This window comes from Nocardioides maradonensis (assembly GCF_054777115.1).
In genome coordinates this window covers 20,525-34,590 of the sequence record NZ_BAAHAZ010000017.1, presented here as the reverse complement: position 1 = coordinate 34,590, position 14,066 = coordinate 20,525, and the positions used below count along the sequence as shown (strand labels likewise).

Genomic DNA, 14,066 nt, shown 5'->3' with positions numbered 1-14,066 from the left:
TCAGCGGGACTCGTAGCTGTAGACCATCCAGCCACGGTCGTCCTTCGGCAGGTCCACGACCCGCACCCCCAGGGCGGAGTCGCTGCCGAAGGACACCGTGAGGTCGACCGAGTAGGTCCCCGAGGCCTGGACCTTGATCGACCCGGGGACGCCGGTCGGGACGCGCTTGCGTTGCACGTGGCGCAGCCGTCCGAGCAGCTGGGGCGTCACCGCCGACCTGATCGCGGCGAGCCAGTGCGGGTCGTGGGAGGCGCCCAGGAAGGTCGTCACGAAGCGCTGGACGACGGGCGTCCACTGGCCCGTGGCACGGCTCGCGGCTCCGGCGGCGCCCGGCACCTCGGCGTACGGGTTCCAGGCGCCCTCGGCGTCCATGGTCGACGTCGGGAGCGCCTGGGGCAGCTGCTGCGGCTGCGGACCCGGGCCACCGCCGCCCGCGAAGATCAGCACGGCGGCGACGACCAGGGCCAGCACCAGCACGAACAGACCGGTCCACAGGCCCTGGTCGGACTCGCCGCCGGTGGCCGCGTCGCGGGCGCGGGTGAGGAGTGCTCGGATCCGGTCGAGCATCAGCAGGACCCCCCGTTCACGGCGACGAAGACCCGGTCACGCACCAGGCCGGCGGCGGTGCGGGAGCCGTCGGTGGCGGCGTACGGACGCCAGCCGGCTTCGGGCTGGTCGGCGGCCCAGGTCTGGGCGTCGTGGACGACGAAGGCGACGTCGAGCTCGGTGGCGTGGATGCGCAGGTACTGCGCGACCCGTGCGCCGAGCCCCCGGGCGCGGGCCGGCAGCGGGAGGTCCAACCCGCTCACCACGCGTCCTGCCGCGCAGTAGTAGCCCGATCGGCTGACGACGACGCGCTTCAGGCTCGGGAAGGCGTCGTGGACGCAGCGCACGACCATCTGCGCGGCCGCCAGGATCGGGCCCTCGGTGGGGAAGTCCAAGGCTGGCGGACAGGTGCCGAGCGGGTCGCTGTCGCAGCTCGCGCCGCCGCTGCGCAGGAAGGTGATCAGGTAGCGGGCGTCGGCCTCGCGCGCGGCGTACACCTCGGGGAAGGGCGCGCCGGTCACGGCGCCGTCCGCCTCGGGGACGGTCATCATCCGCCACGGCTGGTGCCGCAGCCGGCGGTAGAACCCGTCGGCGGCGTGTTCCGAGATGCGGCGGTGCCCGCCGTCGGCGAGCGCAGCCGCCACCGCGTCGACCCAGGCCTGGGCCGGGAGCCTCGCCGCCCTGCCCCGGTCGATCAGGGTCGCCGCCGTGCTCAGCGTCCGGGTGGTGAGGGCCGCTCCCGACGGCAGCTTGGCGGGCGCGGACCGCGGGCTGCTCGACGGGCTGGTGGCGGCGCCGGTGCCGCCGACGCCGTTCATGTCGAAGGTCGACCACAGCGCAGGGTGGTCCGACGCGACCGGGAACCGGCCGTGCGCCGCGACGCTCACGCCGGGCGGGAAGAAGTCGAACATCAGGATGCCGTCGCTGGTGTAGCCGAAGCCCGCGGAGTGCATGATCGAGGCCGCCGTCCACGCGCCGCCTCCGGCGTGCGAGTTCATGTCGCCGCCGATCAGGACCGGTCCGTAGGCCTGCAGCTCGTGGGCCAGACCGAGGATGACCCGCATCCCGTTGTCGTACTTCGCGACCCGCGACACGCGAGGGCGGCCGTGCTGCTGCGGGTTCTTCACCGGGTTGATCGGCATGTGCGCCGAGATCACCGACACCACAGCGCCGTCGCCGCGCTGCAGGACCACCCAGGTGGCGTAGCGGTCCCACAGGTAGGGGCGGCCGAAGTAGAAGCCGGCGTCGTCGTCGACGGTCTTCACGCGGCCGCCGTCCAGCAGGTGCCAGCGCGAGGCGTTCCACAGCACGGCGTTCTCCATGGACTGCGGCCGGCCGCCGGCGGTCACGTCGACGACCGGATCGCGGTAGACGTCGTACCCACGCGCCGAGGTGGCCAGCGCGGCGTCCGAGCGACCGGAGACCTCGTTGAGGGTGATGAAGTCCGGCGAGGCACCCACGATCCGGCGCATGGACCAGGCGAACCCGGCGCCACTGGTCCGGTTCGGGAGGTTCGCCGACACCAGGCGGACCTGGCCCTGCACCGCGGGACCGACCGGGGCAGCCACGTCCGACGGCAGCGCGCCGAGCACCGTGCCGGTGCCGAAGCGGCCGCTGCCGGCCGCCTGGATGTCCGGGCCGCCGGTGTCACCGGTGGCGCAGGGCTGCGGAGCCGTCGTCACTCCGGCGCGCACGCCGACACGGAGGTCGGCGGCGTGCCCGACACCGGACACCGTCGCCGCCGCCAGGGCGACCACCAGGACAGCCGGCAACAGCTGCCGCGAGGCACCGCGCATGCCGTGGCCCGGCCGGAGCCTCAGCCGTTGACGCGTGCGGTGAGCCCGGTGGGCCCGCCCGGAGCGCCGTGGCACCGCTTGTACTTCTTGCCCGAGCCGCAGGGGCACAGCGCGTTGCGTCCGATGTCGGAGAAGTCGTCCTCCGCGGCGGCGGAGCCGGTCATGACCGCCTGCTCCCCCGACTCGTCCGGAGCCGAGTAGGACAGGTGCTGCGGTGCGGGCTTCGGGTCGAGGCCCTTGGCCGTGACCTTCGGCAGCGCCGCCTTCGCGTCCGCGGCGACCTTCTGCAGGTCGATCGGACCGGCGCCCGCGTCGAGGCCGGCGGGCGGCTCCGCGAACGCACCCTCGTGCATCGGACCCGCGTGCAGCGACCCGTCGGCGTGGTAGTGGTACTCCTCCTGCTCCTGCTCGACCTGGACCTCCAGGTTGAACAGGAAGCCGACGGTCTCCTCCTTGATGCCGTCCATCATCGCGGAGAACATGTCGAAGCCCTCGCGCTGGTACTCGACCAGCGGGTCACGCTGCGAGTAGGCCCGCAGGTAGATGCCCTCGCGCAGGTAGTCCATCTCGTAGAGGTGCTCGCGCCACTTGCGGTCGAGTACGGAGAGGACGACGCGACGCTCCAGCTCGCGCATGACCTCCTCGCCGACCTCCCCCTCGCGACGGTCGTACGCCGCCTGGGCGTCCTCGGTCAGCTTCGCGATCAGCTCGTCCTTGTCGAGCGCGGCCTTGCTGCCGGCCTCCTCGACCAGGGTCTGCCAGCGCAGCTCGACCGGCCAGAACTGCCGGAGGTCGGTCCAGAGCTGGTCGAGGTCCCACTCCTCCGCGAACTCGTCGACGCTGCTGTTGACCGTGCCGGCGACGACGTCGGAGATGAAGCCGCGGACCTGCTCCTCGAGGTCGACGCCCTCGAGGACCTCGCGTCGCTCGGCGTAGATCACCTTGCGCTGGCGGTCCATGACGTCGTCGTACTTGAGGACGTTCTTGCGGGACTCGAAGTTCTGCCCCTCGACCTGGCCCTGGGCGCTGGCGATGGCGTTCGTGACGCGCTTGTGCTCGATCGGGACGTCGTCCGGGATCTTGAGCATCAGCAGGATCCGGTCGACCCACTCGCCCTTGAAGAGGCGCATCAGCTCGTCCTGCAGCGAGAGGTAGAAGCGGCTCTCGCCGGGGTCGCCCTGACGACCGGAACGACCACGCAGCTGGTTGTCGATGCGGCGCGACTCGTGCCGCTCGGTGCCGATCACGTACAGGCCGCCGAGCTCGCGGACCTCGTCGTGCTCCTTGGCGACCTGCTCCTTGATCCGCTCCACCATCGCGGGCCAGGCCTCGTCGTACTGCTCGGCGGTCTCGCCGTGCGGCTCGAGGCCCTGCTTGCGCAGCTCCTGGTCGGCGAGGAACTCCACCGAGCCACCGAGCATGATGTCGGTGCCTCGACCGGCCATGTTGGTGGCGACGGTGACGGCGCCCTTGTGACCGGCCATCGCGACGATCTTGGCCTCGTCGGCGTGGTGCTTGGCGTTGAGGACCGAGTGCGGCACGCCGCGCTTGGTCAGCTGCTGGTGCAGGTAGTCGGACTTCTCGACCGAGATGGTGCCGATCAGGACCGGCTGCCCGGTCTTGTGCCGCTCGACGATGTCGTCGACGACGGCCTCGTACTTCGCCTCCTCGGTCCGGTAGACGAGGTCGGGCTGGTCCTGGCGGATCATCGGCTTGTTGGTCGGGATCGGGACCACACCGAGCTTGTAGATCTTGTCGAACTCGGAGGCCTCGGTCAGGGCCGTGCCGGTCATGCCGGAGAGCTTGTCGTAGAGGCGGAAGTAGTTCTGCAGGGTGACCGTGGCGAGGGTCTGGTACTCCTCGCGGATCTGCACGCCCTCCTTGGCCTCGATCGCCTGGTGCAGGCCGTCGTTGTAGCGGCGCCCGGCCAGCATGCGGCCGGTGTGCTCGTCGACGATGAGCACCTCGCCCTCCATGACGACGTACTCCTTGTCGTTGCGGAACAGCTCCTTGGCCTTGATGGAGTTGTGCAGGAAGGAGATGAGCGGGGTGTTCGCCGACTCGTAGAGGTTCTCGATGCCGAGGTGGTCCTCGACCCGGGTGATGCCGTCCTCGAGGACCGAGATGGTGCGCTTCTTCTCGTCGACCTCGTAGTCGACGTCCTTGGTCAGCTTGGCCGCGATCTTGGCGAACTCGGCGTACCACTTCACCTCGTCCTGGGTCGGACCGCTGATGATCAGCGGGGTCCGGGCCTCGTCGATGAGGATCGAGTCGACCTCGTCGACGATGGCGAAGTTGTGGCCGCGCTGGACGCACTCCTCGATGCTCTGCGCCATGTTGTCGCGCAGGTAGTCGAAGCCGAGCTCGTTGTTGGTGCCGTAGGTGATGTCGCAGTTGTACGCCGCGCGCCGCTGCTCGGGGTTCAGCTCGGGGGTGATGACACCGACCGAGAGCCCCAGGAAGTGGTGCAGGCGGCCCATCTGCTCGGCCTGGAACTTGGCCAGGTAGTCGTTGACGGTGACGACGTGGACGCCCTTGCCCTCCAGGGCGTTGAGGTACGACGGCAGCGTGGCGACCAGCGTCTTGCCCTCACCGGTCTTCATCTCGGCGATGTTGCCCAGGTGCAGCGCCGCGCCACCCATGATCTGGACGTCGAAGTGCCTCATGCCCAGCACCCGCTTGCCGGCCTCGCGGACGGTCGCGAAGGCCTCGGGGAGGATGTCGTCGAGCGACTCGCCCTTCTCCAGGCGCTCCCGGAACTGGGCCGTCATGCCCTGCAGCTCCTCGTCGGACATCTTCACGAAGTCGTCCTCGATCGCGTTGACGACCTTGGCGATGCCTTCGAGCTGGCGAAGGATCTTGCCCTCGCCGATGCGCAGGAGTTTGTCGATGATCACAGGCACGGCGGCAACTGTACTTGGGCGGTCGCGAGCGTCCGACTCGTCATGGCAGACCGATGACTTTTGACGTTCATGGCTATTGACACGGATATCGATTTTCGCGTTAATAGTGGTTGTCATGAAAGAGAAGCGGACCTACACGATGCGTGCCCGGGCGGCGGCGGTCGAGGACACCCGGACCCGGATCCAGGAGGCCATGTTCGACCTCGGCACCACGCGCGTCTTCCCCGAGATCTCCCTCGAGGACGTCGCCCGCGAAGCGGAGGTCAGCGTGCAGACGGTGCTGCGCCACTTCGGCAGCCGGGCAGATCTCATCGAGTCCACGATCGACTTCGCCATCGCCCGGGTGACCCGCGAGCGGGAGACCCCCGTCGGCGACGTCCCGGCCGCGATGCACGTGCTGCTCGACCACTACGAGCTGCGCGGCGCGACAGCCCTGCTGATGCTGGCGCAGGAGGCGTCCGACCCGCAGGTCCGCCGGATCACGGAGAACGGGCGGCGGAGGCACCGCGCGTGGGTCGAGGAGGTCTTCGCGCCGTACGTCGCGGCCAGCTCCGACCCCGCCTCCCTGGTCGACCTGCTCGTGGTCGCCACCGACGTCTACACCTGGAAGCTGCTGCGTCACGACCGAGGCTTGGGTCGGCCCCTCACCCAGGAGCGCATGAGGGCGCTCGTCGACGCGGTGCTCGCGACCGATCACCGGACCTGAAGGAGCAACGATGTCGGACATCCTGTTCGTCACGTGGGACGGAGGCGGCAACGTGCCGCCGCTGCTGGCGATCGCGGCCGAGACCCAACGGCGCGGGCACGCCGTCCGGGTGCTCGGGCACCCCCAGCAGGCGGACGCGGTCGCCGCGGCGGGGCTTCCCTTCGTCGCCTACCGCAGCGCGCGACCGTTCAGCGGCTCGGCGAAGAACTCCCCGCTCGGCTACATCGCGATGTTCGGGGACCGGGGCATGGGCCGAGACGTGGCCGCCGAGCTCAGCTCCCGACCGGCGGACCTCGTGGTCGTCGACTGCCTCCTGCACGGCGTGCTGCCGGTGCTCCGCGATGCCGAGGTGCGCTACGTGGTGCTGGAGCACCTCTTCGACGAGTTCCTCGAGAAGCGCTGGATGCGCGGTCCGATGGGGCTCGGGATGCGCGTCAAGCGGCTGGCGCCCGCTCGCTCGCTCGAGGCCGCCTCGCTGCGGCTCGTCGCGTCCCTCCCCGAGCTCGACCCCGCAGGAGGCCTGGACGGCACCGGCAACCGGGTCTGGTCGGGGCCGGCCGTCGACGGCGTCCGTGCGGCTCCTGCCGAGCCCACGATCCTGGTCAGCCTCAGCACCAACGCGTTCCCCGGGCTCGCGCAGACGCTGCAGAACGTCCTCGACGCGTGCGGCGGTCTGGCGGGGGTGCGGGTGGTCGCGACGACGGGACCGGCCGTCGACCCCGACGAGCTGCACTGGTCGGCCAACACCACGGTGCACCGCTGGTTGCCGCATGCGGAGGTGCTGCCGCGGGCGTCGCTGGTGGTCGGCCACGGCGGGCACGCCACCACGATGCTGGCCCTCGCCCACGACCTTCCGCTGCTCGTCCTGCCGTCCCACCCCATGCTGGACCAGTCGATGGTGGGCGCCGCGGTCGAGTCCGCCGGTGCGGGCCGGGTGCTGTCACGCAAGGCGACCCCCGACGCGATCCGCGCAGCGGTGGTCGACCTGCTCGCCGGCGGTCCGCACCGGGCCGCAGCGGCACGGCTCGGGGAGGCGATCAGGTCACGCCGGGGAGCGACGTACGCCGCCGACCTGCTCGAGCGTCAGCTCGCGTTGTCCGCGTCGTAGGCGGCGAAGGCGGCAGCGCGCTCGTCCTCGATCTTGCGACCCAGGAAGTAGCCGCAGCCCCACAGCAGCGCGAACAGCGCGCCGAGGAACCACATCGTCGGGGTGAGCAGGCCCAGGGCGATGGCACCGACCTGGAGCGCCCAGCCGACGGCGTACCCCCACTCCTTGCGGAGCAGGCCGGCGGTGAGCACGCAGGCGACGGCGAGGCCCAGGCAGGCGCCGAGCGCGAGGCCCTTGTCGACGCCGCCGAGGGTGATCATCACGGCCGAGCTGAGCGCGACGACGATGGCCTCGAGGGTGAGGACGGCGGCGCACATGCCGCGGCGCGGGGACTTCTCGCGCTCGCTGGTCACTTCGGGCCTCCCAGCAGCACGCGCGCCTCGCCGACGGTGACGACCGAGCCGGTGACCAGCACGGCGCCGGCGCTGAGAGCGTCAGTGGAGTCGCTCTCGGCCAGCGCGGCCGCCGAGTCGATCGCGTCTGCCAGGCGCGGCACGATGCTCACCCGGTCCTCACCGAAGACCTCGGTGGCGAGGGCGGCGAGGTCCTCGGCCGGCATCGCGCGGGCCGTGGAGTTCTGGGTGACCACGATGCTCGAGAGCACCGGCTCGAGCGCGGCGAGCAGCCCCTCGGCGTCCTTGTCCCCCATGACGCCCACGACACCGACGAGCGGGTCGAAGTGCAGCGAGTCCTCGAGGGCGGCGGCGAGCGCCTCGGCGCCGTGCGGGTTGTGGGCCGCGTCGAGGATGATCGTGGGGCTGCGGCGCACGACCTCGAGGCGGCCGGGCGACGTGGCCTCGGCGAAGGCCTTCGACACCACGTCGACGCCCAGCGGCTCGGAGCCGCCGACGAACGCCTCGACGGCGGCGAGCGCGACGGCGGCGTTCTGCGCCTGGTGCGCGCCGTAGAGCGGGAGGAAGAGGTCGTCGTACCGACCCCGCAGGCCCCGCAGGCTGACGAGCTGGCCGCCCACCGCCGGCGTACGAGAGACGACGCCGAAGTCCACGCCCTCGCGCACGACCTTCGCACCGACCTCGGCGGCCCGGGTGGCGATGACCGCCATCACCTCCGGGGTCTGCTGGGCCACGACCGCGGTCGCGCCCTCCTTGATGATCCCGGACTTCTCGCGGGCGATCGCGTCGATGGTGCCGCCCAGGTAGTCGGCGTGGTCCATGGCGATCGGGGTGATCACGGCGACGTCGGCGTCGATGACGTTGGTGGCGTCCCAGGAGCCGCCCATGCCCACCTCGACGACGGCCACGTCGACCGGCGCGTCCGCGAAGGCGGCGTAGGCCATGCCGACGATCGCCTCGAAGAAGCTGAGCGGGTGCGCCTCCTGCTCGTCGACCAGGTGGGTGTACGGCGCGATCTCGTTGAACACCTCGACGAAGCGCTCGTCGTCGATCGGCTCGCCGTCGACCGAGATCCGCTCGCTCATCTTCTCCACGTGCGGGCTGGTGAACCGGCCCGTGCGCAGGTCGAGCGAGCGCAGCAGCCCGTCGATCATCCGCGACGTGGAGGTCTTGCCGTTGGTGCCGGTGAGGTGGATCGAGCGGAACGACCGCTGCGGGTCCCCGAGCAGCTCGGTGAAGGCCTGGATCCGGTCGAGGGACGGCTCCAGACGGGTCTCGGGCCAACGCGACAGCAGCGCGTCCTCGGCCTCCGCGAAGGTCTCGGCCGGGCGGGCCACAGGGTCATTCATAGCGTCGGCAGTCTACGGCTCAGGACTTCGGGCGGATCGCGAGCCCGACGAGACGGGACACGACCAGGGCGACGTAGAAGACCCCGACGACCTCCTCGAGCACGACGACCGAGCGCGCGTGGGCCATCGCCGGGCCGAAGTCACCGAGGCCGACGCTCGTCATCGCGGTGAACGAGAGGTAGAGCAGGTCGAACCAGGCCCGCGGCTCGCCGAAGGAGCCCGGCCAGATCACCTGCACGGCGGCGTACAGGTAGGCGAAGGCCCAGGCGACCACGGTGAACGCGCTCGCCGTGGCGAACAGCTCGTCGCGGGTCACCCGGTCGTCGGCGAAGACGTAGCGCAGGAGGGCGTAGCTGACGAACAGGTAGAACGGGACGTGCAGGGCAGCGGAGGTGACGACGACCCAGCCGGTGTGCGGGGCGACCGACTCCCAGACCGCGAACACCGCCGCCGGTGCGCCGAACAGCCCGGCCACCCAGTCGAGGGCCGGGGACCGGTGGACCGCCGCGACCGCGGCGAGCACCACGAGCAGCTGCCCGACGCCGATCGCGGCCCGCCCCGCCGTCGTACCGTCGAGGAAGGGGTAGCCGACCAGCACCACCACCTGCCCGACCAGGAGGACGGCGTTCGGGTAGGCGCCCAGCAGGCGCACGGCCCGCCCGCTCATCGGGGCTCCAGCTTGTAGTGCAGACGTACGGCGGTCGCGGACCACATCCGCAGGACGTGGTCGGTGCGCAGGACACCGTGCGGATCGACGTACACCCGGAAGGTCTCGTGGATCGGCGCCCGCGCGGCGAACGTGCGCCCGCCGTCGGCGACGACGACGTACGCGCCGTCCTGGCCGAAGCGTCCCGGCGGGGAGGTCAGCACGAGGGAGCCGTCCGGCTCCACGCTCGGCCGCAGGAACACCTGGACGTTGCCCGACTCGAGCGGGAACGCCACGTGCACACTCGGCCGGTCCGCCCCGGGGAGGGTGCGGGAGGAGTAGGCGCCGCTGTAGACGTAGTCGCCCGTCGCGCGCAGCGTCCGCAGCCAGCCCGCACCGACCTGGCGACCCTCGCGGTCGCGGATGACCGACACCCTGCTGTCGATGCCGTGGGCGACGTCGAGCGGCCGCATCGGCAGGGAGAGCTGCTCGACGCGCCTCCCGAAGAGGAGGGAGACGCCCTCACCCGCCGGCCAGAACCACGGAGCCCACGAGCTCCACGCCTCCATCCGCCAGTCGCTGGTGTGCTCGTAGAACGCCCGCACCTGCGGCGCCAGCTCCGCCGCCGCGAAGCCGGGCCCGTCGAGAGCCGCCATCGAGACCATCAGGCCCGCTCCCGGCACGCCCTCCTCGACCCGGCCGCCGTGGTACGCCGCCTCGGCCGCCAACCAGCTGTCGCGGACCGTCGGCCCACCCGCCATCGGCGCCCGCAGCCACGCGTGCTCCCCCGCCAGGTCGACCGGTCGGCCAACGGTGCGCCAGAGCTTGCGGCTCCCGAGATCGAGGATGCGCATCAGCCGAGCCGCTCGAGCTCCTCGTCGATGATCGCGGTGTCGAGCTTGACGAAGACCGGCGTCGGCTTCTCGACCGGCCGACCGACCTCGATCGCGTGCCGCCGCCAGGCCGGGAAGTCGTAGTCGCCGGTGATGATCGGGTAGCCGCGCGACGGGTCGTCGAGGTCGGTGACCTCCTGGACCTGCGGCATCGGCGCGACCGTGCCCGTGCCGCCCATCGCGACGTCGACGGCGTTCGCCGAGAACGGCAGGAAGGGGCTGAGCACCAGGTTCAGGTCCGCGACGCACTGCGCCATCACGTGCAGCACGGTGCCGAGCCGCTCGCGCTGCTCCTCGCCCTTGAGCTTCCACGGCTCGAGGTCGGAGACGTACTTGTTGACCTCCGCCACGGTGCGCATCGCCTCGGTGATGGCCTGCTTCTGGCGGTGCTGCGCGATCAGGTCGCCGACTGTGCCGAACGCCGCCTCGGTCGCCGCGAGGACGGCCTCGTCCTCGGGCTGCAGCGGACCGGCGGCCGGGATCTCACCGAAGTTCTTGGCGATCAGGTTGGCCGTGCGGTTCACCAGGTTGCCCCAGCCCGCGACCAGCTCGTCGTTGGTACGCCGGACGAACTCCGCCCAGGTGAAGTCGGCGTCCTGGTTCTCCGGCCCTGCGGCCGCGACGAAGTAGCGGAACGCGTCGGGCTGGTAGCGGCTGAGCAGGTCGCGCACGTAGATGACGACCTTCTTCGAGGACGAGAACTTCTTGCCCTCCATGGTCAGGAACTCGCTCGACACCACCTCGGTGGGCAGGTTGAGCACGCCGAGCTCGCGCGGGGATCCGCCCTTCGAGCCCTTGCCGGCGTACGCCAGCAGCTCGGCGGGCCAGATCTGGGAGTGGAAGGTGATGTTGTCCTTGCCCATGAAGTAGTAGGACAGCGCCTCGGGGTCGTTCCACCAGTCGCGCCACGCCTCCGGGTTGCCCGTCCGCCGGGCCCACTCGATCGAGGCCGACAGGTAGCCGATGACCGCGTCGAACCACACGTAGAGCTTCTTCGTCGGGTTCTCGCGCCAGCCGTCGAGCGGGATCGTGATGCCCCAGTCGATGTCGCGCGTCATCGCGCGCGGCCGGATCTCCTCGAGGATGTTCTTGGAGAAGCGGATGACGTTGGGGCGCCACAGCCCCGACGCCTCCCGCTCGTCGAGCCACTCACCGAGGGCGTCGGCGAGCGCCGGCAGGTCGAGGAAGAAGTGCTGGGTCTCGATGAACTCCGGGGTCTCGCCGTTGATCCGGCTGCGCGGGTTCTTCAGGTCCTGCGGGTCGAGCTGCTTGCCGCAGTTGTCGCACTGGTCGCCCCGCGCACCGTCGTACCCGCAGTTCGGGCAGATGCCCTCGATGTAGCGGTCCGGCAGGGTCCGGCCCGTGGAGGGCGAGATGGCGCCGTACGTCGTCTCCTCGACGAAGTAGCCGTTCTCGTAGACCCCGAGGAACAGCTCCTGCACGACCGCCTCGTGGTTGCGGGTGGTGGTCCGCGTGTAGAGGTCGTAGCTGATGCCCAGCGAGACCAGGTCCTCGACGATGAGCCGGTGGTTCTGGTCGGCGAGCGCCTGCGGCGTGAGACCGGCCTCGTCCGCGGCGATGAGGATCGGGGTGCCGTGCTCGTCGGAGCCCGACACCATCAGCACCTCGTCTCCCACCATCCGCGAGTAGCGGCTGAAGACGTCCGACGGCACGCCGAAGCCGGCCACGTGACCGATGTGACGGGGACCGTTGGCGTAGGGCCAGGCGACGGCGGACAGCACGCGACTCATGCGAGCAATCCTAGGGATCGCCCGCGCGACGCGGTGAGTCGGTGAGTCAGCCGCGGTTGCCCTGGTGCGCCATCCGGTACGCCGTGCGGTCCCGGATCCGCCACAGGTGCGCGTAGAGGTGCTGCCCGGGGCAGTCGGTGTCGTTGGTGTCGCGGTGGCCGTCGATGACGGGGAGCAGCACGCTGCGTCCCGCGCGGAACTTGTCGCTCCCGGTCGAGGTCACCCAGATCTTGCCGTGCGGGTTGCGCCGCCAGTTGGTCAGCTTCCACGCGGCGATGCCGGCGATGCCGCTGTAGATCAGCTCGTTCGGCTGACCCGCCTGGAAGTTGCCGAGCACCGCGACGCCGACCGAGCAGTGGTTGAAGCCGAGGGTGTGCGCGCCGCGGGCCATCCGGGTCGTGCTGCCGCTCCGGCCGACCCACATCCGCCCGAACCTGTCGACCAGGAAGTTGTAGCCGATGTCCGACCACCCCATCGTCTGGGTGTGGTAGCGGTAGATCGACCGGATCATGGCCGGTACGTCGGCGCGCGAGTAGTCGTTCGCGTTGTCGGTGTGGTGGACGTGCACCTGACGGATCGACGTCACGCGCTCGATCCGGCCGTTGAGGAACTTCGGGTTGGCGCCCCAGTCGCGACGGCTGTGCAGCGGCGGGACGACGCCGACCGGGTGCGACGGCGTGCTGCGCGGCGCGGCGGTGCCGGCGCGCAGGTCGAGCTCGGGCGTCACGGTGTGGCCCGGGTCGATGAGGGACAGCACCGGCGCCTGCGGGCCACCGGAGATCTCCAGCTGGACGGCGTCGCTGCGCCCGACCCAGGCCAGCGCGGTGCCGCGGGGGGTCCGCGACCCCTCGTCGGTGTCGGCGTCGGGTCGGTCGTGGATCCCGCCGAGCGCCCGCCAACCGGTCCAGCCGCCGCCGGGCGTGCGGGTGCGCACCCGCACCGTGCCGTGGCCGCCCGACCAGGTCACGCCGAGCGCCGAGAACTCCGACGCGTGCAGCACACCGGTCCGCATCGGAGCACCGGGCACGGTGCGGCCCGGCACCGTCGCCACCGGTACGTCGAGCGCGGCGGTGACGCCGTCGCTGTCGGGGCGGAGCACCAGGCGGTCACCAGCGCGCCCCGGAAGGGCGTCGGCGCGGCGGCCTCCGGAGGTCAGCAGCGCGAGCGAGGGAGCCGCCGCGGCCGCTCCGGCGAGGCCGAGCAGCCGACGGCGGTCGAATCCGAGAGCGGACTCGGAGGACGAGGGGGAAGACAGGTCCGAGGAGTTCACGGTCATCGATCATCCGTGATCCGGTCCGTCGTGTTGCGGACTTCGTCATGTCGCGCGTGTCACTCCCGTCCCACGAGTCACACGCGCACGACCCCGGGTCAGGTGAAGTCGAGGTCCCCGGTGCGGGTGCGCTTGAGCTCGTAGAAGTAGGGGAACGCCGCGACCGCGACGCACCCGTCCCAGAGCCGACCGGCGTCCTCGCCGCGCGGGATCTTGCTGAGCACCGGCCCGAAGAACGCGCTGCCGTTGAAGCTGATCGTGGGCGTGCCGACGTCGGTGCCGACCTGGTCCATGCCCTCGTGGTGGGAGGTGATGACGGCGTCGTCGAGACCGCTGTCGTCCATCGCGTCGACCAGCTCGGCCGGCAGACCGGCCTCCGCGAGCGCCTCGGCGATCAGGGCGCGGCCGGCGTCCTCCTCCTCGTAGAGCTTGCGGCCGCCGATGTGGATCCGCTCGCCGAGGGCCGTGTAGAGAGGCAGCAGCACCTCGTCGCCGTACTTCTGCTGCGCCGCGATCAGGACCCGCACGGGACCCCAGGCGGGGGCGAGGAACGCGCGGTACCAGTCGTCGACGTCCCGGTCCTGGTTGAGGTAGGCTAGGCTCATCACGTGCCATGACACCTCGATGTCCCGCACCTTCTCCACCTCGAGGATCCAGCGCGAGGAGATCCAGGCGAACGGGCAGAGCGGGTCGAACCAGAAGTCGGCCCGGTCCTTCTTCGTGGTCACATCCGTCATGCGTCCAG

12 protein-coding genes are annotated in these 14,066 nt (G+C 71.0%); 2 read left to right on the top strand and 10 right to left on the bottom strand.

Features of this window, described 5'->3' with window-relative positions; all coding sequences use genetic code 11:
* Genes ACYVAQ_RS18390 through secA form a run of 3 tightly spaced genes read right to left on the bottom strand, consistent with a single transcriptional unit; the run spans position 1 to position 5,245 of the window.
* Positions 1-567 (bottom strand): hypothetical protein, encoded by a 567-nt coding sequence (locus tag ACYVAQ_RS18390; protein WP_460791903.1) that lies wholly within the window; start codon positions 565-567, stop codon positions 1-3.
* On the bottom strand, positions 567-2,342 hold the full coding sequence (locus tag ACYVAQ_RS18385) for an exonuclease/endonuclease/phosphatase family protein (RefSeq protein WP_460791902.1): 1,776 nt from the start codon (positions 2,340-2,342) through the stop codon (positions 567-569). Before ACYVAQ_RS18385 ends, ACYVAQ_RS18390 begins: the two co-directional genes overlap by 1 nt.
* Positions 2,343-2,362: 20 nt before the next feature.
* Positions 2,363-5,245, bottom strand: coding sequence for a preprotein translocase subunit SecA (gene secA, locus ACYVAQ_RS18380; protein WP_460791901.1), 2,883 nt, complete (start codon positions 5,243-5,245; stop codon positions 2,363-2,365).
* 115 nt (positions 5,246-5,360) lie between these two features.
* Between secA and ACYVAQ_RS18375 the strand changes: the two genes are divergently transcribed.
* On the top strand, positions 5,361-5,951 hold the full coding sequence (locus ACYVAQ_RS18375; RefSeq protein WP_460791900.1) for a TetR/AcrR family transcriptional regulator: 591 nt from the start codon (positions 5,361-5,363) through the stop codon (positions 5,949-5,951).
* A gap of 10 nt (positions 5,952-5,961) precedes the next feature.
* Positions 5,962-7,059 carry a glycosyltransferase gene (locus tag ACYVAQ_RS18370; RefSeq protein ID WP_460791899.1) on the top strand — a complete coding sequence of 366 codons (1,098 nt, stop codon included), beginning with the start codon at positions 5,962-5,964 and terminating at the stop codon, positions 7,057-7,059.
* Here ACYVAQ_RS18370 and ACYVAQ_RS18365 read toward each other — a convergent pair.
* From ACYVAQ_RS18365 to ACYVAQ_RS18335, 7 genes are all read right to left on the bottom strand, one after another.
* Positions 7,035-7,412 carry a DUF4233 domain-containing protein gene (locus ACYVAQ_RS18365; RefSeq protein WP_460791898.1) on the bottom strand — a complete coding sequence of 126 codons (378 nt, stop codon included), beginning with the start codon at positions 7,410-7,412 and terminating at the stop codon, positions 7,035-7,037. The genes ACYVAQ_RS18370 and ACYVAQ_RS18365 overlap by 25 nt on opposite strands.
* Positions 7,409-8,761 carry a bifunctional tetrahydrofolate synthase/dihydrofolate synthase gene (folC, locus tag ACYVAQ_RS18360; protein ID WP_460791897.1) on the bottom strand — a complete coding sequence of 451 codons (1,353 nt, stop codon included), beginning with the start codon at positions 8,759-8,761 and terminating at the stop codon, positions 7,409-7,411. Before folC ends, ACYVAQ_RS18365 begins: the two co-directional genes overlap by 4 nt.
* Positions 8,762-8,780: 19 nt before the next feature.
* On the bottom strand, positions 8,781-9,428 hold the full coding sequence (locus tag ACYVAQ_RS18355; protein WP_460791896.1) for an ion channel: 648 nt from the start codon (positions 9,426-9,428) through the stop codon (positions 8,781-8,783).
* Positions 9,425-10,261: a hypothetical protein gene (locus tag ACYVAQ_RS18350; RefSeq protein ID WP_460791895.1), complete on the bottom strand. Its 837-nt coding sequence runs from the start codon at positions 10,259-10,261 to the stop codon at positions 9,425-9,427. The genes ACYVAQ_RS18355 and ACYVAQ_RS18350 overlap by 4 nt, the downstream gene beginning before the upstream one ends.
* Positions 10,261-12,051, bottom strand: a complete 1,791-nt coding sequence (gene metG, locus ACYVAQ_RS18345; protein WP_460791894.1) for a methionine--tRNA ligase — start codon at positions 12,049-12,051, stop codon at positions 10,261-10,263. Before metG ends, ACYVAQ_RS18350 begins: the two co-directional genes overlap by 1 nt.
* Before the next feature lie 46 nt (positions 12,052-12,097).
* On the bottom strand, positions 12,098-13,327 hold the full coding sequence (locus tag ACYVAQ_RS18340; RefSeq protein WP_460791893.1) for an N-acetylmuramoyl-L-alanine amidase: 1,230 nt from the start codon (positions 13,325-13,327) through the stop codon (positions 12,098-12,100).
* A 92-nt stretch (positions 13,328-13,419) separates the two neighbouring features.
* Positions 13,420-14,058, bottom strand: coding sequence for a DsbA family protein (locus ACYVAQ_RS18335; RefSeq protein WP_460791892.1), 639 nt, complete (start codon positions 14,056-14,058; stop codon positions 13,420-13,422).
* Between the last annotated feature and the right edge of the window lie 8 nt (positions 14,059-14,066).

Excerpts from the sequence above, each read along its gene's own strand:
- metG (WP_460791894.1), bottom strand. The coding sequence starts at position 12,051 with ATGAGTCGCGTGCTGTCCGCCGTCGCCTGGCCCTACGCCAACGGTCCC.
- folC (WP_460791897.1), bottom strand. The coding sequence starts at position 8,761 with ATGAATGACCCTGTGGCCCGCCCGGCCGAGACCTTCGCGGAGGCCGAG.
- ACYVAQ_RS18350 (WP_460791895.1), bottom strand. The coding sequence starts at position 10,261 with ATGCGCATCCTCGATCTCGGGAGCCGCAAGCTCTGGCGCACCGTTGGC.
- ACYVAQ_RS18370 (WP_460791899.1), top strand. The coding sequence starts at position 5,962 with ATGTCGGACATCCTGTTCGTCACGTGGGACGGAGGCGGCAACGTGCCG.
- ACYVAQ_RS18335 (WP_460791892.1), bottom strand. The coding sequence starts at position 14,058 with ATGACGGATGTGACCACGAAGAAGGACCGGGCCGACTTCTGGTTCGAC.
- ACYVAQ_RS18385 (WP_460791902.1), bottom strand. The coding sequence starts at position 2,342 with ATGCGCGGTGCCTCGCGGCAGCTGTTGCCGGCTGTCCTGGTGGTCGCC.
- ACYVAQ_RS18340 (WP_460791893.1), bottom strand. The coding sequence starts at position 13,327 with ATGACCGTGAACTCCTCGGACCTGTCTTCCCCCTCGTCCTCCGAGTCC.
- ACYVAQ_RS18390 (WP_460791903.1), bottom strand. The coding sequence starts at position 567 with ATGCTCGACCGGATCCGAGCACTCCTCACCCGCGCCCGCGACGCGGCC.
- ACYVAQ_RS18375 (WP_460791900.1), top strand. The coding sequence starts at position 5,361 with ATGAAAGAGAAGCGGACCTACACGATGCGTGCCCGGGCGGCGGCGGTC.
- ACYVAQ_RS18355 (WP_460791896.1), bottom strand. The coding sequence starts at position 9,428 with ATGAGCGGGCGGGCCGTGCGCCTGCTGGGCGCCTACCCGAACGCCGTC.